General features: G+C 71.6%; 18 protein-coding genes. 15 read left to right on the top strand and 3 right to left on the bottom strand.

Annotation, left to right across the window (positions count from 1 at the left end; all coding sequences use genetic code 11):
- Positions 1-56 precede the first annotated feature (56 nt).
- The 7 genes from QLQ12_RS02535 to QLQ12_RS02505 all read left to right on the top strand — a co-directional run bounded on the left by QLQ12_RS02535 (position 57) and on the right by QLQ12_RS02505 (position 11391).
- Positions 57-2309, top strand: coding sequence for a tetratricopeptide repeat protein (locus QLQ12_RS02535; protein ID WP_282756867.1), 2253 nt, complete (start codon positions 57-59; stop codon positions 2307-2309).
- A gap of 114 nt (positions 2310-2423) precedes the next feature.
- Positions 2424-5027, top strand: coding sequence for a fibronectin type III domain-containing protein (locus tag QLQ12_RS02530; RefSeq protein ID WP_407651389.1), 2604 nt, complete (start codon positions 2424-2426; stop codon positions 5025-5027).
- Positions 5021-5992: an AAA family ATPase gene (locus QLQ12_RS02525; RefSeq protein WP_282756866.1), complete on the top strand. Its 972-nt coding sequence runs from the start codon at positions 5021-5023 to the stop codon at positions 5990-5992. Before QLQ12_RS02530 ends, QLQ12_RS02525 begins: the two co-directional genes overlap by 7 nt.
- Positions 5993-6201: 209 nt before the next feature.
- Complete coding sequence (locus QLQ12_RS02520; RefSeq protein ID WP_282756907.1) at positions 6202-7311, top strand: DUF58 domain-containing protein; 1110 nt, start codon at positions 6202-6204, stop codon at positions 7309-7311.
- Positions 7305-9596 (top strand): transglutaminase family protein, encoded by a 2292-nt coding sequence (locus tag QLQ12_RS02515; RefSeq protein ID WP_282756865.1) that lies wholly within the window; start codon positions 7305-7307, stop codon positions 9594-9596. Before QLQ12_RS02520 ends, QLQ12_RS02515 begins: the two co-directional genes overlap by 7 nt.
- Positions 9597-9894: 298 nt before the next feature.
- Positions 9895-10920 (top strand): trypsin-like serine peptidase, encoded by a 1026-nt coding sequence (locus tag QLQ12_RS02510; protein WP_282756864.1) that lies wholly within the window; start codon positions 9895-9897, stop codon positions 10918-10920.
- Between the two features lie 99 nt (positions 10921-11019).
- On the top strand, positions 11020-11391 hold the full coding sequence (locus tag QLQ12_RS02505; RefSeq protein WP_282756863.1) for a hypothetical protein: 372 nt from the start codon (positions 11020-11022) through the stop codon (positions 11389-11391).
- 114 nt (positions 11392-11505) lie between these two features.
- Here QLQ12_RS02505 and QLQ12_RS02500 read toward each other — a convergent pair whose 3' ends face one another.
- Entirely contained in the window at positions 11506-12156 is a 651-nt protein-coding gene (locus QLQ12_RS02500; RefSeq protein ID WP_282756862.1) for a DUF4360 domain-containing protein, read from the bottom strand.
- Between the two features lie 446 nt (positions 12157-12602).
- On the opposite strand from QLQ12_RS02500, the gene QLQ12_RS02495 reads away from it, so the two are divergent.
- Entirely contained in the window at positions 12603-13247 is a 645-nt protein-coding gene (locus tag QLQ12_RS02495; RefSeq protein ID WP_282756861.1) for a DUF4360 domain-containing protein, read from the top strand.
- 412 nt (positions 13248-13659) lie between these two features.
- Here QLQ12_RS02495 and QLQ12_RS02490 read toward each other — a convergent pair whose 3' ends face one another.
- Positions 13660-14547: a winged helix-turn-helix transcriptional regulator gene (locus QLQ12_RS02490; protein WP_282756860.1), complete on the bottom strand. Its 888-nt coding sequence runs from the start codon at positions 14545-14547 to the stop codon at positions 13660-13662.
- 25 nt (positions 14548-14572) lie between these two features.
- Here QLQ12_RS02490 and QLQ12_RS02485 point away from each other — a divergent pair, with 25 nt between their 5' ends.
- From QLQ12_RS02485 to QLQ12_RS02465, 5 genes are all read left to right on the top strand, one after another.
- The gene (locus QLQ12_RS02485; protein ID WP_282756859.1) at positions 14573-15811 is read left to right on the top strand and encodes an MFS transporter; all 1239 of its coding nucleotides are present in this window, start codon (positions 14573-14575) and stop codon (positions 15809-15811) included.
- A 147-nt stretch (positions 15812-15958) separates the two neighbouring features.
- The gene (locus QLQ12_RS02480) at positions 15959-16390 is read left to right on the top strand and encodes a PPOX class F420-dependent oxidoreductase (RefSeq protein WP_282756858.1); all 432 of its coding nucleotides are present in this window, start codon (positions 15959-15961) and stop codon (positions 16388-16390) included.
- A 40-nt stretch (positions 16391-16430) separates the two neighbouring features.
- Positions 16431-17315 (top strand): DUF6910 family protein, encoded by an 885-nt coding sequence (locus tag QLQ12_RS02475; protein ID WP_282756857.1) that lies wholly within the window; start codon positions 16431-16433, stop codon positions 17313-17315.
- A gap of 214 nt (positions 17316-17529) precedes the next feature.
- Positions 17530-18342, top strand: a complete 813-nt coding sequence (locus QLQ12_RS02470) for a slipin family protein (RefSeq protein WP_282756856.1) — start codon at positions 17530-17532, stop codon at positions 18340-18342.
- Positions 18343-18493: 151 nt separating this feature from the next.
- Positions 18494-19219, top strand: a complete 726-nt coding sequence (locus QLQ12_RS02465; RefSeq protein WP_282756855.1) for an HAD family hydrolase — start codon at positions 18494-18496, stop codon at positions 19217-19219.
- A 63-nt stretch (positions 19220-19282) separates the two neighbouring features.
- Here the strand turns inward: QLQ12_RS02465 and QLQ12_RS02460 are convergent, their stop codons facing one another.
- A complete protein-coding gene (locus QLQ12_RS02460) occupies positions 19283-20176 on the bottom strand; it encodes a PaaX family transcriptional regulator (protein WP_282756854.1) in 894 nt (297 codons plus the stop codon).
- A 79-nt stretch (positions 20177-20255) separates the two neighbouring features.
- Here QLQ12_RS02460 and QLQ12_RS02455 point away from each other — a divergent pair, with 79 nt between their 5' ends.
- The gene (locus QLQ12_RS02455) at positions 20256-21422 is read left to right on the top strand and encodes an ABC transporter substrate-binding protein (protein WP_282756853.1); all 1167 of its coding nucleotides are present in this window, start codon (positions 20256-20258) and stop codon (positions 21420-21422) included.
- Positions 21419-21674: ATP-binding cassette domain-containing protein (locus tag QLQ12_RS02450; protein WP_282756852.1), on the top strand; the 256-nt coding region annotated here is incomplete at its 3' end. The genes QLQ12_RS02455 and QLQ12_RS02450, both read left to right, overlap by 4 nt.

Below are 21674 nucleotides of genomic sequence, written 5' to 3'. Positions count from 1 at the left end.
CGGGCCGGTGGGATCGCGTGTGGCGCCCGGGGAGCGGAACGGGCAGCATGGCGGGCGTGCCTCAGCAGTCCCCCCTCACCCCAGCCCTCGATCGTGCGCGTGCGCTGATCGCCTCCGGTGATCTCGACCCGGCTCAGGTGCTGCTGGAGCGCGCGGTGGAGCTGGGGCGGGAGAACCTGGGTGAGGACGACCCCGACGTCCTCACCGCCCAGCGGGAACTGGCGGGCGTCTATCTGCGGACGGACGATCCGATGGGTGCGCGCCGGATGCTCGAGGACGCCTATGCGGCGGGGCAGTGGCGGCTCGGTGACGGCGATCCGGTCATGCTGCATATTTCGCATGATCTGGGGGTTGTCGCTGAGGAACTGGGCAACCGGCATGAGGCGCGTAAGGCTTTCGGCCGGGTGGCCGAGCACGGGCCGGCGACGCTCGGCGGCGGGCATGATCTTGTCGTCCGGGCTCGGGCCTATCTCGGCGACGACCCTTCAAACGCGGCGGTACGGCCTGCGCCGCCGTCCCCGCGTCTTCCGGCGGATCCGCCGGTCCCTCCGGTGGTTCCCGCGGTCCAGCGGCCCGTCGCCGTCGACCGCCCGGCCCCGGTCGTTCATCCGTCGACCGGCGCGGTCCAGCCGCCCCCGGTGGTGGAACGGGCGAACATTGCCCCGCCGGCAGTGGAGCGGGCGCAGATCGCCCGGGCGGATCTGAACGCCACGGTCGTTCAACCTCCGCCGCTGCCGCAGGCGCGGACCGCCCGGCCGGATCCGGATGTCCCGCTCGTCCAGCGGCCGGTGAAGTCGACTCTTCCGGATGATGGCCAGGGCCAGGGCCAGCACGGGCGGACAGCCCGACCGGATGTGCGGGCGGCGATGGATCAGCCGACCGATGTGTTTCCGGTGGCCCGCCCCATGCCACCGACGGGGCCCGCCGACGGCGGCGTCACCCCGCCGGTGGCGGCGGTCCGGCAACCCAACAGCCCGATGGGCAACCCGTGGGACAGTGCGCCAAACCCCCCGCCGATCCTGGACCGGCGGCAGGGTGCCGCGCATCAACCCGGAGTCCCTGAGCAGCGGCAGGGCCGCGTACATCAGCCCGGAGTCGCTGAGCAGCGGCAGAGCGGCGTATATCGACCGGGAATCCCCGAGCAACGGCAAGGCGCCGAACACCAACAGCAGGGATATCAACAGCAGGATCGCGGTACGGCGAAGCCCGCCCACCCGCAGCAAGGGCAGGCCACCGGCCATCAGCAGGCGCAGGCGGGGTACGCGGGTGTCCAACCCGAGCGCACCGAGACGCGACCGGGACACGGCGCCCCACTGTCCGGCCATGGCGCGGAACAGGTGGCCCAGGCGCAGACATCGCAGGACCATCAGCGAGCGCAGCAGGGTCAGGCCCCTCCCCAGCATGGCTATGGACAGGGCCAGCAGGACCATGGGCAAGCCCAGCAGGACCATGGGCAAGCCCAGCAGGGGCAAGGGCAAGGCGAGCAGGGCTACGGGCAGGCCCAGCAGGGTCAGGGGCAAGGCGAGCCGGGCTACGGGCAGGCTCAGCAGGGTCAGGGGCAAGGCGAGCCGGGCTACGGGCAGGCCCAGCAGGGCCAGGGGCAAGGCCAGCAGGGCTACAGGCGAGTGGAGCAGAGCCAGCCGCAAGCGCCGCCCGGCCACAGCGGGCACCCCGGATATGCGGGGACCAGCGGTCATCCGGGACAGGCCGGATACGGCACCGCGCAGTCCGGCTATCCGGTCGGCCAGCAGGGGCCCCACCCCGGGCATCCCGGGGTCTGGCCGGGGCAGCCCGACGTCCACCCGGGCTGGCAGGGAGGGCTTCCGGCCGGCGTGGGTCACCCGTACCCGCCGGAAAGGGTTGAGGAGCGACCGGCCCGCGGGCGTGGGCTCGCGGTGGGTTTGACCGTCGTCGCGACGCTGATGGCGGTGATCGCGGTGGGTGTGCTGGTCGTCGTGCTGGTGAAACGGGAGCAACCGGGGGTGACGCCTCCGCCGCAGCCGCAGGTGACCGTGTCGGCGACCGGGCCGGTGCTGGCGGGTGATCCGCCGTCGGGGGTGAGGCTCGACGACGACGGCACGGTGGTGACGGTCACGTGGTCGGATCCGACGGGTGGGAAGGTCCCGTTCGTGGTGATGATGGCGCAGGAGGGGCAGCAGCTGAAGCCGGCCTCGAACGTGGGGCTGGGCAAGGTCGCCGCGCGTGTCACCGGACTGAATCCGGGCCTCCAGTACTGCTTCACAGTGATTGCGATCTATTCAACGGATCGTTACGCCACTTCTAACCAGGTGTGTACGAAGCGCAACTGATCGTCCACAGGCGAGACGACCGGGTATCGACGTCGGCCTCGCTTTCCCTATGATGGCCTGCGTCCTTGAGGCGGAGACGGCGGAGACACCAGCTCGACGGGGAGGACGGCCGCAGTGACCAGCAATGACGCCACCACGGTGGCGGGGCGTAGGCGAGGGCTGCCCAGCCGGGGCCAACTGGTCACGATGGCCACCGTGGTCGTGCTGGCCGCGGGCCTGGGGCTGACGGTGCGCGGGCTGGGGGCGGCCGACGACGCGCTCGCCAGTTTCGACGCCTCGTCCTGGGTGTGGAGCAAGGGCAAGGGTGAGCTCGCCCGCATCAACGGGTCGAGCGCCCGGGTGGAGACCCGTGCCGACGCCACCCAGGCGCGCGGGCATCAGGTGCAGGTGAGCCAGAGTGACCGTTTCGTGCTGCTGCGTGACGTGCAGACCGGCTCGGTCGCCTCGATGGACCTCACCGACCTGCAGGTCTACTGGAAACAGCAGACCCAGCCGGGGATCGGCGTGACCGTGGCCCTGCACGACAAATCAGCCTTCGTGATCGACGCGGTGCAGGGCAAGGTGCAGCAGGTCGACCCGTCAAGCCTGCAGCCGGTGGGGGAGCCGCTGCAGTTCCCGCCAGGCATCAGCGGCGGAGTGTTCGACGGCGCCGGGCGGCTGTGGGTCGCCGCGCCGACCGAGGGCACGGTCACCGCGATCGATCCGGGTGAGACGGCGGCGTCACGGCTGCGCACCGATTCGGTCGCGGCGCCCAGCCACGACCTCGCGGTCACCGCCCTGGACCGGGGCATCGCCGTGCTGGACCGCACCACCAATGCGCTGACCAGGGTGGACGACAAGGGCGCCGGGCAGCCGACGACGCTGCCGCTGACCGGTCCGGGTGAGCTGCCGGCCCGCACCGAGGGCGAGACGATCGCGGTCACGGTGCCCGACGACCGGCGGGTCTGGACGGTCGGCAAGGACGGGGTGCGTGACGTCACGGTCCCCGGCGAGGGAGGCGAGGTGCGGACCGCGGTCACCTACGCGGGCTACCTCTACGTGCCGGAGGACGACGGCACGGTGCACGTCTTCGATCCGGCGGGCCAGCCGAAGGAGCCGATCGACATCCAGAAACCGGGCGGTGACCTGGAGCTGGAGGTGCGGGAGAACCACCTGTTCATCAACGCCCCCGGCGCCACGACCGCCCGCGTCGTCGACGACCGGCACACCGTCCGGACCGTCGACAAGGACACCGACCAGGTCGTCGGTGGTGACCCGCCCCCGGTGCCGGCGCCTCCGGTGACCCCGCCGAAAGAGCAGAAGCCGAGGAAGCCGCCGGTCGAGAAACCGGGCGCGCCGCGCAGTGTGCGGGCCGCCGCCGGCAACGCCGAGGTCCGGGTCTCCTGGCAGGCCGCCGACGAGAACGGTGCCGCGATCAGCCGTTACGTGGTGGCCGGGGCGGGCCGCACCTTCCAGGTCGGCGCCGACCAGCGGTCCCTGGTGGTCGGTGGGCTGACCAACGGCGAGGCCTACAAGTTCACGGTGCACGCGGTCAACCGCAAGGGTGACGGCCCGGGTCGCGAGAGCAACGAGGCGATCCCCACCGCCGAGGTCCCCGACCCGCCGGGCACGCCGGTGGCCGAGGCCAAACCGGACGGCACCATCGCGGTGACCTGGCCGGAGGCCAACGGGCAGGGGCGCAAGATCACGCGGTACGCGGTGACGGCCGTCACCGAGGGCAACACCGCGCCGATCGGCGAGGCGACCGAGACCACGCTCACGGTGGCCGCGAACCAGCTGGAGTTCGGCAAGCAGTACGCGTTCACCGTCGTCGCGATCAACGAGACGGGCGCCGGCTCGAAGGCGTCCGCGGTCAGCAACAGCGTGGTGCCGTTCAGCGTGCCGGGCCGTCCGGAGGGCGTCGAGGCGGCCACCGTGGCGGGCACGGCCGGAGCGGTCACGGTGACCTGGACGGCGCCGGCCGACAACGGGCGCCCGATCACGAAGTACGTGGTGAAGGCCGGTGGCAAGGAGACCGACGTGACCGGCGTCTCGACCACGCTGACCGGGCTCGGCAACGGCGCCACGGTGCCGGTCGAGGTGACGGCGGTCAACGAGGCCGGGGCCGGGCCGGCGGGCACGGCGACCGCGCGTACCGTGGCGGCTCCGACGGTCACCATGACCGCGGTGGACCCGACCTTCAACACGGCCAAGGTGACGTTCGCGGTGAACAACGGTGGTGGCACGACCACGTGCACGCTCACCGTGAGCGACGGCGGCAAGGGCTCCACCGGCAGTTGCTCGTCGCTGAACGCGACCGGGCTCAAGCCGAGCACCGCCTACACGTTCACGGTCACCGCGAAGAACGCGGCCGGCAGCGTCCCCGGGTCGATGGCCAAGACCACCGACGCGCTCTACGGCATCGCCACCTGTATCAACGGCGACAGCGGCGACCAGAAGACGTACTGCGACGAGGACGTGAAGAACGCCCGCAACGGCAACGAGATCTTCAAGGTCACCCGGCAGGACAACGATCAGCAGGCCGGCTGGGTCAAGAACGGCACCCGACTGATGGCGTACTGCAAGAAGGCCGGTGAAGACGTCGACTCGTACGTCTACAACAAGCACAAGCAGAGCACGTGGTGGATTCAGGTGAACTACGAGGGCAAGAACTACATCCCGTGGGCGTGGCTGAACCTCGAGGGTGGAGACGACCTGGCGGACCTGCCGGCGTGCTGACCCCCGCGCACGTCCAAGGATTCGCCGAGGTCGCCGCCGAGCTGGCGAACCGGATCGGCACCGTCGTCCTCGGCAAGCCCGAGGTGGTCCGGCTCACCCTGACCGCGCTGTTCGCGCAGGGGCACGTCCTGCTGGAGGACGTGCCCGGCGTCGGCAAGACCACCCTGGCCCGGGCGCTCGCGTCGTCGATCCGCGGGCAGTGGCGGCGCATCCAGTTCACCCCTGACCTGCTGCCCTCCGACGTCTCCGGCGTGACCGTCTTCAACCAGGCCAACCGGGGCTTCGAGTTCCACCCCGGCCCGGTCTTCGCGAACCTGGTCATCGCCGACGAGATCAACCGGGCGTCGCCGAAGACCCAGTCGGCGCTGCTGGAGGTGATGGAGGAGCGGCGGGTCACGATCGACGGCGTGCCGCACCCGGTGCCGCAGCCGTTCCTGGTGGTCGCCACCCAGAACCCGGTCGAGATGGACGGCACTTACCGCCTGCCCGAGGCGCAGCTCGACCGGTTCCTGGTGAAACTCTCCGTCGGCTACCCGTCCGAGGACGTCGAGATCGAGGTGCTGCGCGGCGCGGCGCTCCGGTCACCCGACACGCTGGAAGCGGTTACCGACACCGCCATGATCGGCGAGATGACGCGGATGGTCGCGGCCGTCCACATCGCCGACCCTCTTTACACGTACGCCGTGCGCCTGGCCGCCGCCACCCGTAACCACCCGCAGGTCCGGGTCGGGGTGAGCCCCCGTGGAGTGATCGCGCTGACCCGCGCCGCCGGGGCGTACGCGCTGGTCAACGGCCGAGGCTACGTGCTGCCGGAAGACTTCAAGGCGCTGGTGGAGCCGGTGTTCGCGCACCGGGTGCTGCTGTCGGCCGACGCCCAGCTGCGCGGGGTGACGGCCGCCGAGGTCCTCGCCGACGCGCTGCGGTCGGTGCCCGTTCCGCTGCCCGACCAGCACGTCCCGGCGTGATCCGTCCCGACGGCACCGGTACCCCCGCCTCCCGGCGTGCGCGGTCCACGCCGGGCGGTGTCGCCGCGGTGTTCCGGTCCGAGCTGGGTGGTCTCGGCGCGGTGTTCCGGTCCGAGCTGGGCGGTCTCGGCGCGGTGTTCCGGTCCGGGCCGGGTGGTCCCGGCGTGGTGCCCGGGGGTGGGCGGCGCCGGGCCGGCACCCGCAGCGGAGTGACGGCCCGTGGCGTCGGGCTGTGCCTCGCCGCCGTGGCGCTGCTCGCCGCCGGGTTCCGCTACGGCTATCCCGATCTGGCCCTGCTCGGTGCGGCGGCCGGCGCCGCCGTCGTCGCGGCGGTGGTGTTCGCGTTCTGGCGGCCACGTCTCGGCGTCACCCGCGTCGCCGACCCCGACCGGGTCGGCCGCGGTGAACCCGCCGCCGTCACCCTCACCGTGAGCAACACCAGCCGGGTGCGCGCGGCCACCCTGATCGCCACCGACCGGTGCGGCAGCACGACCGTCGACGTCCCGTTGCTGCGGCTGCGGCCCGGCCACGACACCGTCGCGGCATATCCGGTGCCCACCCACCGGCGGGGCCTCGTGCCGATCGGGCCGCTGCACGTCACCCGGCGTGACCCACTCGGCCTGATCACGCTGGCCCGCGGCTACGGCGAGACCACCATCGTCCGGGTGCACCCGCGCATCCACCCGCTGCGTGCGGTGCCCGCCGGCCTGACCCGCAGCCTGGACGGCCGGGCCGACAAGGTGCCGCACGGCACGGTCGCCTTCGACACGCTGCGGGAGTACGTGCCCGGGGACGAGTTGCGGCGTGTGCACTGGCGCAGCAGCGCGAAGATGGGCGAGCTGATGGTCCGGGAACAGCTCGACACCGCGGAACCGACGATCGTGGTGCTCCTCGACGACCGGGCCGCCGCCCACCGCGGCGACAGTTTCGAGGACGCCTGCGAGGCCGCGGCGTCGATCGTGGCCGCCGCCGTCCGGGAGGACCTGCCGGTCAGCCTGCACCTGGTCACGGCCGCCACGAGTGGGCCACACCTGGACGTGCTCACCGAGGCCGAACCCGGCGACGGCGACCTGGACGGCACCCTGCGGCGGCTGCGGGCCCAGAAACTGGGCGACACGCTGATCTTCCTGACCGGGCCGGGCGGACGGAACGACCTCGGCGCGGTCAGTGGGCTGCGGGGGGCGTACCCCGTGGCCCTTGCCGGTGTGCTCGGCGACCGCGACTCGTCGCCGACCGCGCCCACGGACCGCCTGCTGGTGATCGAGGCCGCCGACGGCGCCGAGTTCGCCGCCGCGTGGGACGGGGTGCGTGGATGGTGAGACATGTCCGCGCCGCCGTCGTGCCGCTCGCGCTCGTCGGCATGTTGACGCTGGCCGGAGCCGTGCTGGGCCGGATCTTCGCCGACGACCTGCTGTTCCGGCTCGCCGCGGGCGCGGCGGCCGGGTCGGTCGGGGTCGGTGTAGCGGCGCGGCGGCTGCCGTCGTGGACGGTCGCGCCGCTCTCGGCGACGCTGCTCGGCGGCTATCTGGCGCTCGCGCTGCACCTGGCCGCCGGGGAGTCCGGGCTGACCGTCGAGGTCGCCCGTGACGCGCTCACCAACGGTATTCCGCGCCTGCTCACCGCCATGATCCCGGTCGAGGCGGCCCCGGACACCGTGGTGATCGCGGTGGCCGCCATCTGGATCGCCGGGCTCGCCGCCACCGAAGCCGCCGTCCGCGGCGGGCGGGTGCTGCTGGGCTGCCTGCCGCCGGCGGCGGTCTACGGGGGCGCCGTCTATGTGGTCGGCCCGAACGCGCCGGCGGCGACCTGGCTCACCTTTGCCTTCGCCGGGCTGGCCGGGGCCGCCCTGGCCGTCGCCTCCGGTGCGCCCGGCGCGGGGACCCACACGGCGGTACGGGTGCGGGCGCTCGGCGGCGCGGCGGCGAGCCTGCTGATCCTCGCCGCCGTGATCGCGGCGGCCGGCCCGTGGGTCAGCGACCGCGTCACCGCGACGCCGGTCGACCCCCGGCGGTACGTGCAACCGCCCCGCGTGGACAGCCTGGACGAGAGCCCGCTGAACCGGATCTCCGGATGGGCCCTCGACCCTTCGCAGCCGCTCCTGGAGTTCCAGCCCGGCGCTGCCCCCGCCGCCCCGGCGCCGGAAGCGGCCGTCCGGGCCGTGCGGCTGCGGCTCGCGGTCCTGTCCGACTACGACGGTGTCACCTGGAAGGTCGGAGGGCTCTACCGCAACGCCGGGCGGGTGCTGCCGTCGCCGGAGACGCCCGCCGGCGCCGAGGTCACCGAGACACAGCAGCGGATCACCATCACCGGGCTGACCGGGCGGCTGCTCCCGGCCGTGCCCACACCCACCCGGATCACCGGGGCGCGGGTCGCCTACGACGCGGTCTCCGGCACCCTGATCTGTCCCGAACCGCTGAGCGAGGGCCTGCGCTACACGGCCGTCTCCCAAGTGCAGAAACCCGACCTGAACCGGCTGCCGGTCGCCGAGGCGCCGTCCGGGGACGCGATGGTCCGCTACCTGACCGTCGGGCCGGGCGCGCCCCCACAGGTGCAGAAACTCGCCGACCACCTGGCCGAGGGCAACGGAGCGGCCTACGACCGGGCGGTGGCGATCGAGAGGTTCCTCGCCGAGCACTACCGGCACGTCGCCGACTCGCCGAGCGGGCACGCGTACCCGAACATCGGGCACTTCCTGTTCGGCCGGCGCGACCTCGGCGGGCAGCGGGGGACCTCCGAGCAGTTCGCCGCGGCGTTCGCGGTCCTCGCCCGCCTGACCAGCCTGCCCAGCCGGGTCGTCGTCGGGTTCGCCGCGCCCGCCGCGGGCGGCCCGGTCACCGCGGGTGACGCGCTCGCCTGGCCGGAGGTCTACTTCGACGGGCTCGGCTGGATCGCCTTCGACCCGATGCCCAAGAGCGACGAGGTACGGCCGGTCGAGGAGGACTTCACCCCGCCGACACCCAGCCCGCCCCCGTCGCCGTCGGACACCCCGCCGCCGACCGGAAGCGAGCCGGTGGCGCCACCGTCGGCGCTCGCCGTCCCGCCGTCGCAGGGCGGGCCGCCCACCGTCCTGATCGCCTCCGGCACGTCCGGTGGCCTGGTGTTGCTGCTGGCCGGGGCCGCGTTCACCGTGGCCGGGCTGCGCGGCTCCCAGCGCCGGCGGCGGCTGACCACGGGTGATCCGGGACAGCGGATCGCCGGCGCGTGGCTGGAGTTCACCGACGCGTTGCGGCTGGCCGGGCGGCCGGTGCCGGCGCATCTGTCGGCGACCGAGGCGGCCGGCCACGCGGCTGTCCTGCCCCGGCCGGTGCAGCGGACCGGCCTGCTGCGCCGGGCCGTGCCGCCGTCCCCCGACGATCCAGCCGTGCCGTCGCCCGGTGCGGTGTCGCTCGCTCCGGCCGAGGGTGACCCGCTTCCCGGGTTGGACGCGCTGGTGGAGGCGATCAACACGGCCGGGTTCGCGCCCGAGGCCGCCGATGCGGGACAGGCGGACCGGGCCGGGGCGCAGGTGGTGGCGTTCGCCGACGCGCTGCGGGGGCGTCGCTCGTGGTGGCGGCGGATCTGGTGGAGCGCACGACCGGGCCCGCTGCGCTGGAACCGCTCCTGACCCCACGGCGGAAACCGGAGTGGCCATCGGCCCGAGGACCTCGGGCCGGCACAGCGCCGAAGGTCGCCCACTGATGAATATGTTGTTAAATCTCAGAATCGATCGAGGGCGTGAGCTCCATCGATGGAACTCACTCGCATCCACCATTCGAGAGCACTGTAGAAGGTTCGTGTCACGCGTCCTATAGTCGCATTGCCTCCGCGGGGCATTTATGTGGATCAATGAATCGCCGTCTTTGTCCGTTCTTGGGCGATGCGATCACCACTGCATCCGATTGGCTGACCGAAAAAGAGGACTCATGTCACGACGTCTTCGATCATTCATTCTCTCGATTCCGCTCGCCGGCGCTCTCGTCGGTGCGATTCTGGCGGCTCCGGTCCAGGCCGGCCCGCCGCCCTCACCGGCCGGCGCGGTGGGCAGCTCCGCCGTCTCCGTCCCCGCCGGCGCCGCGGCGAGTTACTGGACCAAGGAGCGCATGCTCGCCGCGAAACCCGTGCCGGTGCCCCGGGTGGACGCCGCCACCAACGCGAAGCTCTCCGAACAGGCGAAACCTCAGGGACGCGCCGGCAAGATCGACGGTGCGGCGGCGCTGGGACAGGAGCGCCATTCCGTCGTTCCGCTGGTGGATCCGGGCGCCACCGCCGCCACGTGGGCGGGTTCGATGAGCTCCCCGCCGGGAGCGACCTCCGGCAAGGTCTTCTTCGTCGGGGCCGACGGCCTCAACTACGTCTGTTCCGGCAGCACCGTCAACAGCGGTGGCAAGAACCTCGTCTTCACCGCCGGGCACTGCGTCTCCAACGGCTCCGGCATCTGGTACAACAGCGCCCCGTGGACCTTCGTGCCCGGCTACAACAATGGCAACGCGCCGCACGGCCAGTGGACGGCCCGCCAACTGTGGACCCGTCCCGCGTGGCACAACGGTGCGAACCGGGCCGAGGACATCGGCGCGGCCGTGATGTTCACCAACGCCGGCGGCACCCGGATCGTCGACTATGTGGGCGGGCAGGGCATCGAGTGGAACTATCCGCTGTCGCAGTATCAGTTCCAATTCGGATACCCGACAAGGACGCCTTTCAACGGGCAGATCCTGAAGTACTGCACGGGCCAGTCGTACAGCGACGGCGGTCACAACGGGATCAACTGCAACATGACCGAGGGCGCCAGTGGAGGCCCGTGGCTGGATGACTTCAACGGCACCTTCGGATGGCTCGACTCGGTCAACAGTTGGGTCTTCTGGAACTCCAGTGGGGTCCGCTACAAGTGGAACGGTCCCTATTTCGGAAACAACGCACGCGATTTCTACAACGCGATCGCCAATCTCTGAGAGACCGAGGGGTGCCGGACGCGCGGTCTGGCACCCCTCGCGTGGAACCCGGCAGGCCGCCGGGACGTCCCATCCTTCGACTACGAGCCAGGAGGTCCGATGGATGCCGCTCGAATCCGGTTCATGATCGCGATCGGCGCGCTGGCCCTCTTGGTGGGGTGCGCGACGCCGGACACGACGGCGGGTGACTCACCGAGCCGCGACGATGTCCTCACCGTGCAGGAGGCGATCAGCGCCGGCAGCGGAGAGGTCCGGGTCCGCGGTTACGTCCTGATCGCGGCGGACCGGGTGGCGCGTCTCTGCTCCGGCCTGGCCGGGTCGTACCCCCCGCAGTGTGGTGCTCCCGCCCTGGTCGTGCGTGGACTGGCCGCCGAGGCGATCCCGAACCGCGAGTCTGCCCAGGGCGTCGTGTGGGGTGGCGAGATGACACTGCGGGGCACCCTCGCCGAAGGCGTGCTCGAGGTGGCCTGACCGGTCGCCGGTCGCCGGTCGCCGGTCGCCGGGCGCCGGGCGCCGGACGACGGCGCGCAGGCACGCCCGACTGCACGCCGTCGTCCGGTCAGCCCGTCCGGGTTCGGCGGACGGTCAGCAGTGGCCCCAGCTGAAGTTGAAGAGTGTGTGAACGTCGCCCTCGGAGGAACGCATCGACATGCTGCTCGTGCCGGTGGAGTCGCCGGAGTCCACTCGCAGCTCCGTGTTGATGTTCAGCACCCGTTGCCCGCTGCACGGCGCGTAGTGCAGGACGGGCGCGACGTCCCAGGTCGACCAGGCGCCGGAGAAGGGGCCGGAGAACGACTGGTTGCTGGAGTCGCCCCCGGAGGATCCCTGCCAGTAGTAGTTCGTGCGGTGCAGGCCGGTGGCGCCGTGGCGCAGGTGCGCCCGGCCGCGGTAGTCGGCCTCGGCGATGGCCACCGTCCAACCGGCCGGAATGTTCACCAGAACACTGAGCTGGCAGTTCTTCCGGCGGTCGACCGGCTCCGCGCCTCCGCCGGCCTCGGCGACGAAGTCGCGGTATCTGACCCGGAAACCGGTGTCGTCGGCGTCGGCGGTGACCGTGGCCGTCCCGGGAGCGCACCCGGAGCCGTTGCTCGCGAGCACCTCCAGGGTGACGGCGGCGGGCGTCGTGGCCCCGTTCGCCCGGGGTGCGCCTTGCGCCGGCCCGCCGAGGGGGATCGTGAGGGCGGCGGCCAGTGCGGCCGCCACCACACGCGTCAGGGTGACTGTTCTTTTCGGCATGATTCTTTCCTTCGGTCGAAGACATGACCGGGAACCCGGAACGAGCGCACTCCACGGCAGCAGCTTCTGGAAACATTTCATCATTTTGGTGCTGCCTGGCGATCCGAGGTCACCGCCCCCGCAATGATCGAACAACGCATCGCAGCAAACGCTAGCGGTGCGCCTCCGGAGCGCACAAGCCTGGAATATCTATAGACGGCTGTCGCGGTTCGTTGATGTCGTCGTGCCGAGGGGTGTCCTGGGCTGAAGGGCCTAGGTCGCCGTCATAATGTCTGCAAAACACGTGAATCACCGGCCAGCTTGTCGTATTTATACCTTTGCTGGCCGGGCGTCCCTCTTTCTTGAAGACAGCAATAATCCACCAGCCGCGCCAGGAGAGCGTTGACTTACATTGGCGTTCGTGAATAGCGTGCCCAGGCACCCACTACGACGCTGGAGGTCCTGAAATGAGAACACTGTTAACGCGTGGCGGTGCCGCGCTCGCATTTTTCGCGTCGTTGCTCGTCAGTGCGCCGCAGGCCTCCGCGAGCAGCCCCCTGGACGACCCGCCGCCGGACGAGATCGTCATCGAATTGGTCGCCATGGCGGGCTCCGGTTGTGCTCCGGGCACCGCCGACGTGGCCGTCTCCCCGGACAACACCGCGTTCACCGCGATCTACAGCAACTACCTGGCCCAGGCCGGCCCCGGCGTCCCGGTCACCGAGAACCGGAAGAACTGTCAGCTCAACGTGCTCGTTCACGTGCCGCACGGATTCACCTTCGCGATCGCCAAGGTGGACTATCGCGGCTATGGATTCCTGCAGCGTGGCGCGGTCGCCCAGCAACGCGCCAACTACTACTTCCAGGGCATGACCCAGGGCAGCTACGCGAACCACCCGATCTCGGCGCCGCTCGACGACAACTGGATCGCCACGGACGCGGTGCCGGTCGCGGCCCAGGTCTTCCGCCCGTGCGGCGAGTTGCGGAACCTCAACATCAACACCGAGTTGCGTGTCGCCAAGGGAACCTCCACCGACGTCAGTTACCTGACGATGGACTCCACCGACGGCAGCATCGAAACGATCTACCACTTCTCCTGGCGCAGGTGCTGATCTGCCACTTCTTTTGGCGCACGTGTTCCTGACGGGGCGCAGCGTGAGGGCCGGCACGGGCTCCGTGCCGGCCCTCGGAGGACGCTGCCGAGCGCCCGGATGAGGCCGGGCGCGCCTCGTCGCAAAGCGGGGAAGCGTGGAATGGGAGAGTGGCGCGGCTCGCCGGGGTGGCGGGAGGTAACTGGGGGACCTCGCCACCCCGGCGAGGGTCTACGGGCCGGTCACGGCGGCGCCCGGCTCGAGCTTGGCGTCCGCCGCCCCGGTCACTCGGCCTCTGACGTGCCGGGAATCAGCCATCACGTGCCTCTCGATAGCGGCGGTGGGTTGTCGCCCGTTAGCACGGATCGTGCGGGCAAGCGGTTTCCCGCATCCCTCAGAATTAAGGTTTTCCTAAGGGAAGCGGCGCGGCACGCTATCCGGCGGCCGCAACGTGATCCCGGGTCAGGCGCAGCATCTCGCTGACCGAGCCGGCCGGATCGGTCACCGGGAACTGGACGGCGCGCACCGTCGCGGCCGGGTCGAGCAGCAGCGTGGCCCGCTTGAGCCGGTCAGTGCCGGCGGCTCGGAAGGTGGGCAGCAGCAGCGCCGCGGCGAGCCGCCCGTCGGCATCGGAGAGCAGCGGGAACGGCAGCTCGGCGTGGGCGGAGAAGGCGGCCAACTGGTCTGGGCGCTGTGTGCTGACCCCGCGGATCCGCGCGCCCGCGGCGGCGAAGTCGGCGGCCCGCGCGGCATAGGTGATGGACTCGAGCGTGCAGCCGGGAGCGCCGGGGATGTCCGCCCAGTACGGCGGGAGGCCCTGACCGCCCGGCACGAACGCGCCCGGGAAGCAGTAGAGCACCGTCCAGCCGTCCGCGTCGGCGGGCGGCGCCGATATGCCGTCGTGGCGTGCCAGGGTCAGCTCGGGGAGCCGGCGTCCGACGAGGGCGTGCACCCGGCGCGCCTCCGCCGACCCGGCCGCCGCCGTGGCGGTGAGCGTCCCGTCGCCGAGCACGTGCCGGTCGCCCCATTCCTGCAGCGCGATCAGCACTGGCAGCAAACCCTCGCCCTTGGCGGTGAGCAGGTAGTCGTGGCGGGGTGGGTGATCCGTGTACCGCCTGCGCCGCAGCACGCCGTGCTCGACGAGGGCGGCGAGGCGCTCGGTCAGGGCGCGTCGGCTCATCCCGAGCCCGCGTTGCAGGCCGTCGAAGCGAGTCACGCCGCCGGCGATGTCGCGGATGAGCAGGAAGGTCCACCAGTCGGTCAGCACGCCGAGGGACTGGGCGATGCCGCAGTCCGCGTCGGCGAGGTCGACTCTTCTCACACCCACCACTATAGTGAGTTCCATTATGAAACTGACTGCTTTCTGGCGGTGGTGGGTCGCTGGTACGTCCAGTCACCTCGGCTCGGCGGTCGGCGGGGTGGCCCTGCCGCTGACCGCGCTGACCGTGCTGGACGCGTCGGCCTTCGAAATGGGTCTGATCACGGCGGCCGGCTATCTCGCGTACCTTCTGGTCAGCCTCCCGGCGGGGGTCATCGTGCAGCGCGTGCCGCTGCGCGGCATGCAGGTCGCACTGGACCTGATCCGCGCCCTCGCCATCGCGTCGGTGCCGCTGGCCTGGTGGTTCGACGCCCTGTCAGTGGCCCAGTTGGTCGCGGTCGCCTTGGTCGTGAGCTTCGGCAACGTGCTGTTCGACGTGGCGAACCAGACCTTCCTGCCGGAGATCGTGCCGGCCGCGCAGTTGCAGGCGCGCAACAGCCTCAACTCCGGCACGCACGCCGCCACCCAGCTCGGCGGGCCGTCTCTGGGCGGACTCGCGGTGCAAATGCTGGGTGCGGTGCCGACGCTGTTCGTGGACGCCGTCAGTTATCTGATCTCCGCCGTACTGCTGCGCACCCTTCCGGCCCGGCGGGTGCAGCGACCGGCCCAGCGGCCACCGATGGTCACGATGATCCGCGAGGGCTGGCGCTTCGTGCTCCGGCACCCGATCATCGGGCCGGCCATGTGGGACGCCACCGCGACGAACTTCGTCTGTGGCGCGATGCTGGCCCTCTTCCCCTTCTACCTGGTCCGCGAGCTGCACGCGTCGCCGCTCATGGTCGGGCTGCTGCTCGCCGCCGACGGCCTCGGCACGCTCATCGGCGCCGCGCTGACCACCCGGTTCACCGACCGGGTCGGCACCGCACGCGGCTTGATCGTTGCGGCCCTCGCCGGCGTGGTAGGCGCGCTCGTCATCCCGCTGGGCACAGGCACCACCGCCTACGTCGCCTTCGCCGCCGGCAACCTCATCTTCGCCGGTTCCACGGTGGTGCTCAGCGTGACCACCCGCACCTACCGAATGCTCGCCAGCCCGCCGGAGCTGCTGTCGCGGGTGATCGCCACGGTGAAGTTCGTCTCCTGGGGCGCCATTCCGATCGGAGGCCTGCTTGCCGGCATCCTGGCCGGGTCGATCGGGGCCCGCGCCACCCTGCTGATCTTCGGGGCGCTCACCGTGCTGTCCCCGATCATCTACCTGTCGACCCCGATCCGGCACCTGCGCGACCTGCCGCTCGACGCCGCCCCGAAACCCGCCGAGGCGCGGGCGTGAACTGCGCGACAGAACAGGGCGACCCGCGCCCGTTCCGGCGACCCCGGCGGCACGCGCGGAGCCGCCACCGCTGTCGCGCGGGCTTCGCCGCGGACCCTGTCCGCGGAGATCTGGAATAGCCGGGCGGAAACGGGAATTGGCAGGAATATGACCTCTGCTTCGTTCGATCCTCGTGAATTGCTGGCCGGAAGCAAGATCGGTGTGCTGGCCACCATCAAGGCCAACGGGTTGCCGCAGCTGTCGCCGGTGACGCCGTTCTACGACCGGGACGCCGAGACCATCTACGTCTCGGTGACCGAAGGGCGGGCGAAGACCGCCAACCTGCGCCGGGACCCGCGGGCGGCCCTGGAGGTGACCAGCGCGGACGGCTGGTCCTGGGCGACCGCCGAGGGCGCGGTGACGCTCACCGGGCCGGGCGCCGACCCGCACGGGCCCGAGGTGGAGGCGCTGGTCGGCTACTACCGTAGCGCGGCCGGGGAGCATCCGGACTGGGACGAGTACCGGCAGGTCATGGTCGCCGACCGGCGCGTCCTGATGGCGCTCAAGGTGTCCCACGTGTACGGCGCCAGCCTGCGCTGAGCGACAGGCCGGAGCACGCGAACGGTGAGAGGATCGTCTCGTGCTGCTGGAGATCGAGGAGAACGCGGAACTGGTCTTCGACGACGGCTCGCCGGTGCGGGCCGCCTCGGCGATCGCCGCGTTCGGTGACGGCTGGCTGGTCGTTCAGGACGACGCCACCCACGCGGCCTGGTGGCGGCCGGGTTCGGTGACCCCGGTCCGGGTGGCCGATCCGGTCGGCGGGCTGGAGGTCTTCAGCTCCGCGGCCGGCACCAAGCATCTGAAACCGGACTTCGAGGCGGCGTGCGCGGTGCCAGGCGGCGGTGTCCTGCTGCTCGGCTCGGGCTCGTCGCCGGCCCGGACCCGGGTGTCGCTGGTGCGGCCCGGCGCGGCCCCGGTGGTCGCCGACCTGCGGCCGGCGTACCAGGCGGTCGCGGCCGCTCTCGGCCTGCGCGAGGACCAGCTCAACCTGGAGGGCGCCTGCCTGATCGGCGACCGGTTGCGCTGGTTCCAGCGGGGCAACCCCACCGCCGGCACGCCGACGGCGTGCGTCGATCTCGACGTGGCGGCGCTGCTCGCCGCGGTCCACGGCGACGGCCCGGCCGAAAAGATCGACATCGAGGGGGTACGCCGGTACGACCTGGGCGCCGTCGCGGGAGTCGCGCTGGCCGTCACCGACGCGGTGGCGCTCGCCGACGGCCGGGTGCTGGTCAGCGCCGCCGCCGAGGACACTCCGAACGCGATCGACGACGGCCCGGTCACCGGCTCCGCGCTGGCCCTGCTGGACGACGACGGCCCGGTTGTGGTGGAGATCCCGGGCGCCGCGAAGGTGGAGGGGCTGGCGGTCCGCGAGACCACCGCCGGCGGTGTCCGGCTGCACGCCGTCGTCGACGCGGACGACCCGGACGTCCCGTCGCGGCGGCTCGGGCTGCGGCTGCGCTGGTGACCGTTCGATATTGCGTTGTGGCCGCCGCCCGGCGTTTGCGATGATCGATCCGGCCCCGGCGGCTTCAGAAGAAAGCGCCTAAGCAGCGAGCGCACTGGCGATCAAACCGAGCTTGTCCGCTGCCATCATCAGCGTCTGATCCTTCAGATCGGAACCGCTACGGGGCCACCCTTTCTTTCTTCGCAACAGTCTTTCTTCGCAACAGAGGTGTGCCATGTCCAATGAGGTGATCATTCGCAGCGGTTTCCGTGGTCTGCGCTACATCGACGGCCGATTCGACCGAGTTCTCGAGCCGGGCCGTTACGAGCTGCCCCAGCGCCGTTTCCTGAACCGGAGGGTGCCGACCGTCGAGATCGTCCCGGTCGACCTGCGTGAGCGTGAGCTCAACATCAAGGGCCAGGAGATCCTGACCGCCGACAAGGTCGCGGTCCGCGTCAACATCATCACGCACTTCCGGGTGACCGACCCGGTCGCGGCCATGGAGCGGGTGGCCGACTACGGCGACCGCGTCTACAGCGACGTCCAGCTCGCGGCCCGGCGCTCACTCGCGTCGATGACGCTGGAGGCCATCCTCACCAACCGCAACCAGCTCTCCGAGGACATCCTGCGTGACGTCGAGGGCGTGTCGGCGAGCTACGGCGTGCAGATCATCCGGGCCGACGTGAAGGACCTGGTCTTCCCGGGCAACCTGCAGGACGTGATGAACCGGGTGCTCACCGCTCAGCGCATGGCCGAGGCGCAGATGGTCGAGGCTCGCACCAAGGCCGACCGGGAGACGCTGGAGGCGACGTCGCGGGCGAGCGCCGCCCGGCTCGCCGCCGAGGCGGACGCCGAGGCGAAGCGGATCCGCGCCGACGCCGAGGTGGACGCGTTGCGGCGGCTGGCCGAGGCCGCCGAGGCGTACGCGCGGCACCCGGCCCTGCTGCGGCTGCGTGAGCTGGAGACCCTCGGCGCCCTGGGCGCCAACGCGTCGGCCCGGCTGTACATCGGTTTCGACAAGCACAGCGACCGCCTGACCGACGCCTAGTCTGCGCGGCCCCGGGGCCTGGTGGATTCCTCCATCCCGCGGACGCGAGGATTCCTCAACCCCGCGGTGGCGTGACCGATCGGTGAGGTCACGCCGCCACGGGGGTGGAGTCCGGACCGCGGAGAGCGAGAGCAGCAGCGACGTGGACAGCATGACCTTGATCGAGCGGCCGCCCCTGGCCGTCGTCGTCGACCTCGACGACACCCTCTTCCCGCAGTCCGCCTACCTGTACGGCGCCTCCCGCGCGGTCGGCCGTGCCGGCGCCGCAGCCGGACTCGACCAGGTCCGCCTCAGCCGGGCGGTACGCCGCCAACTCGTCGCCGGCTCCGACCGCGGCGGCGCCATCGTCGCCGGCTCCGACCGCGGCGGCGCCATCGACCGCGCCCTGGCCGCCTACGGCATCGCCCCCGACCTGGCCGCCGACCTCATCCCGGCCCTGGTCGCGGCCTTCACCGCCTACCGACCTCGGCGTCTGCCCCGCTACCCCGGCGCGCTGGCCGCCCTGACCGCTATCAGCTCGCGCTACCCGGTGGGCTGCCTGACCGACGGCGACCCGGTCATCCAGCGCGCCAAACTGGCCGCGACCGGCCTGGCCCACTCCTTCGCCACGATCGTCATCACCGACGAGCTCGGTGGCCGTACGCTGCGCAAACCTCACCCCGAAGGTCTGCGCCAGGTGGCCGAGACGCTGGGGGTGCGCCCCTCTGACCTGGTGGTGATCGGCGACCGCCCCGCCCGGGACATGGCCGTCGCGGCGGCCCTGGGGGCCCGTTCCATCCGGGTCCGCACCGGCGAGTACGCCGACGCCCCCGACGCCCCCGCCGCCACCGCGTGCGTCCCCGATCTCCCGTCCGCCGCCGCCCTGCTGGGCGTCTGAGCGACGGCCGGTTCGGTCGGCCGTTGCGCGCCGACGTTCCGGCGTTGCCGTGACCTGTCCGAGCTACGGCCGGCCGGTGTCCGGCGCCACGCTGCGGTCGGGTGCGGCCGGGCCGAGGCCGGCGGCGGAGCGGGCAGGTGCGGTCGGGGGCGGCGGGGCGCGTACCAGATCGGGCTGTAGGTCCAGGAGGGACGCGGCCAGGGAGCGCGCCGGGGGCAGCAAGGCGGTGTCGAGGTCGCGGAAGAGTTTCTGCGCCCGCACCGCGGGCCAGTCCGGCGGCAGGTGCTCGACCGGCAGGCGCGGGTCGCGGCGGATGGCGTCGAGCCACTCGGCGACCAGGGTGAGACGGGCGGCGATCGGGTCGGCCAGTGGGGGAGAGCCCTCCCAGCGGTGCAGGAACTCCTGGTAGCGGGCCGCGAGCGCCGGCAGGTCGTAGGCGTCCCGGACCATGCCGCCGATGTCGGTGAGATCGGCGGCCGTCGCGTGGAAGACCCGGGCGTGCGCGGAGAGGCCCAGCCCGGTGACGATGTCCTGGGCGGGCACGGCGCCCGGTGCGATCCACAGACCGCCCTGCAGCGGCCCGAACCCCGACCACGCCAGCTGGGAGCGCAGGTCGTGTCGTTGCCGCTGCCAGGCTTCGGGCAGCGAGAAACAGAGCAGCGTCCAGGTGCCGTCCCAGCGGTCGTTGACGGCGCCGGTGTCCCAGATGCGGGAGCGGCCGTCGTGCAGTATCGCGGCGGCCCGGCCGGTGAGTCCGAAGTACATCTTGCGGCCGTGCCGCTGCCGGCGCAGGAGCCCGCGGGTGACCATCCGGGACAGTGTGGACCGGGTGGCGTGCGAGGAGACGCCGAGCCGGCCGAGGGCGTCGATCGCGCTGCCGGAGAAGACGCACACGTCTCTGTCCAGCACGAAGTCGCCGAGCAGCATGAGCATCAGCGTCTGTGGATTCGCCACCATGGAGAAGATGTTAGGCAATTTCTTGACGGCCGTCGAAGAAAGAGCCTAACTTCGATGGATCCTCATCGAGGAGGTCATCGTGCGCAAGCCATGGGCCTTCCTGGCCGTCCTCATCCTCACGATCTCCCTGCCCGCGTGCAGCGACGACCAAGGCGACCAGGGTGACCCGATCCGGGTCGGCCAGATCGTCTCGCTGACCGGCAACTACTCGCCGCTCGGCACCGAGAACCAGAAGTCCGTGGCCCTCGCCGTCGAGCAGATCAACGCCGCCGGTGGCATAGGCGGCCGGCGGATCGAACTGGCCGTCCGCGACGACAAGAGCCAGCCCGACCAGGCGGTTCTCGCCTTCAACGAGCTCAAGGACGGCTCCGACGCGATCATCGGGTCACCGTTCAGCAACTCGGCTCTCGCGACCATCCCGCTGGTCGACCGCGAGGAGATCCCCTACGTCTCGCTGACCCCGGCCGACGAACAGGTCACCCCCATCCATCCGTATGTGTTCGTCGTCCCGGCCACCTCTGGCACCTATGCCGAGGCCGCCCTGCAGTACTTCCAGTCCGCGGGCCTCACGAAGGTCGCCCTCGCCTACGACACGAAGAGCAGTTACGCGGTCGCCGGCGCGAAGGGCCTCCAGGCGAAAGCCGCCCAGTACGGCGTCACCGTCGGCCCGGTCGAGGAGTTCCAGACCACCGCGACCGAGTTCGGCGCCGTCTTCACCCACGTCCGCTCGTCCGGCGCGCAGGCGCTGATGGTCTGGGCGACCGGCGCCCCCGCCGTGGCCCTGACCAAGCAGTACGACGCGTCCGGCCTGACCGTCCCGCTGGTCCTCACCGGCGCGCAGGCCAGCAGACTCTTCCTCGAACCGGCCGGCCCGGCCGCCGAGGGCGCCGTCATCGCCAGTTCGGTCGGTGTCGTCGGCGAACACCTCCCGGCCGGCGAACTGAAGACCGCCGTCGACGAACTGACCACAACCTTCACCACGAAGTACGGCTACTCGCCGCCGCAGTTCGCGCAGGACGGATACAGCGGCGTCAAACTGCTGGCCGCCGCGATGGCCAAGGCCGGCGGCACCGACCGGAAGAAGGTCCGCGACGCCCTCGAAAACCTCACCCTGACCACCCCGAACGGCACCTACACCTACTCGGCTGCCAACCACTCCGGCCTGGGCACCGACTTCATCGCGATCAACACGATCGAGACCGGAAAGTTCGTCCCCACCGAGTTCTCCCGGGGCCGGTTCAAGTGAAACTGACCGTCGACGAGGTCTCCCGCGCGTTCGGGGGCGTCTACGCCGTCCGCGACGTGAGTCTGACGGTCGCCCCCGGCGAGCTGCGCGCCGTGATCGGCCCCAACGGCGCCGGCAAGTCGACCCTGTTCGCGCTGATCGGCGGTCAGCTCGCCGTCGACGGCGGCACCGTGGCGCTCGACGGGGTTCCCGTCGAGCGCCGGAACCCCCCCCCCCCGGCGCCGCGGGGCCGCCGCGGCGGGGGGCCAGGCC

The sequence above is a fragment of the Actinoplanes sandaracinus genome (genome assembly GCF_030009775.1).
Taxonomy (GTDB): domain Bacteria; phylum Actinomycetota; class Actinomycetes; order Mycobacteriales; family Micromonosporaceae; genus Actinoplanes; species Actinoplanes sandaracinus.
Note: the sequence above shows the minus strand (reverse complement) of the source record. Positions and strands in the feature narration are given on the sequence as shown.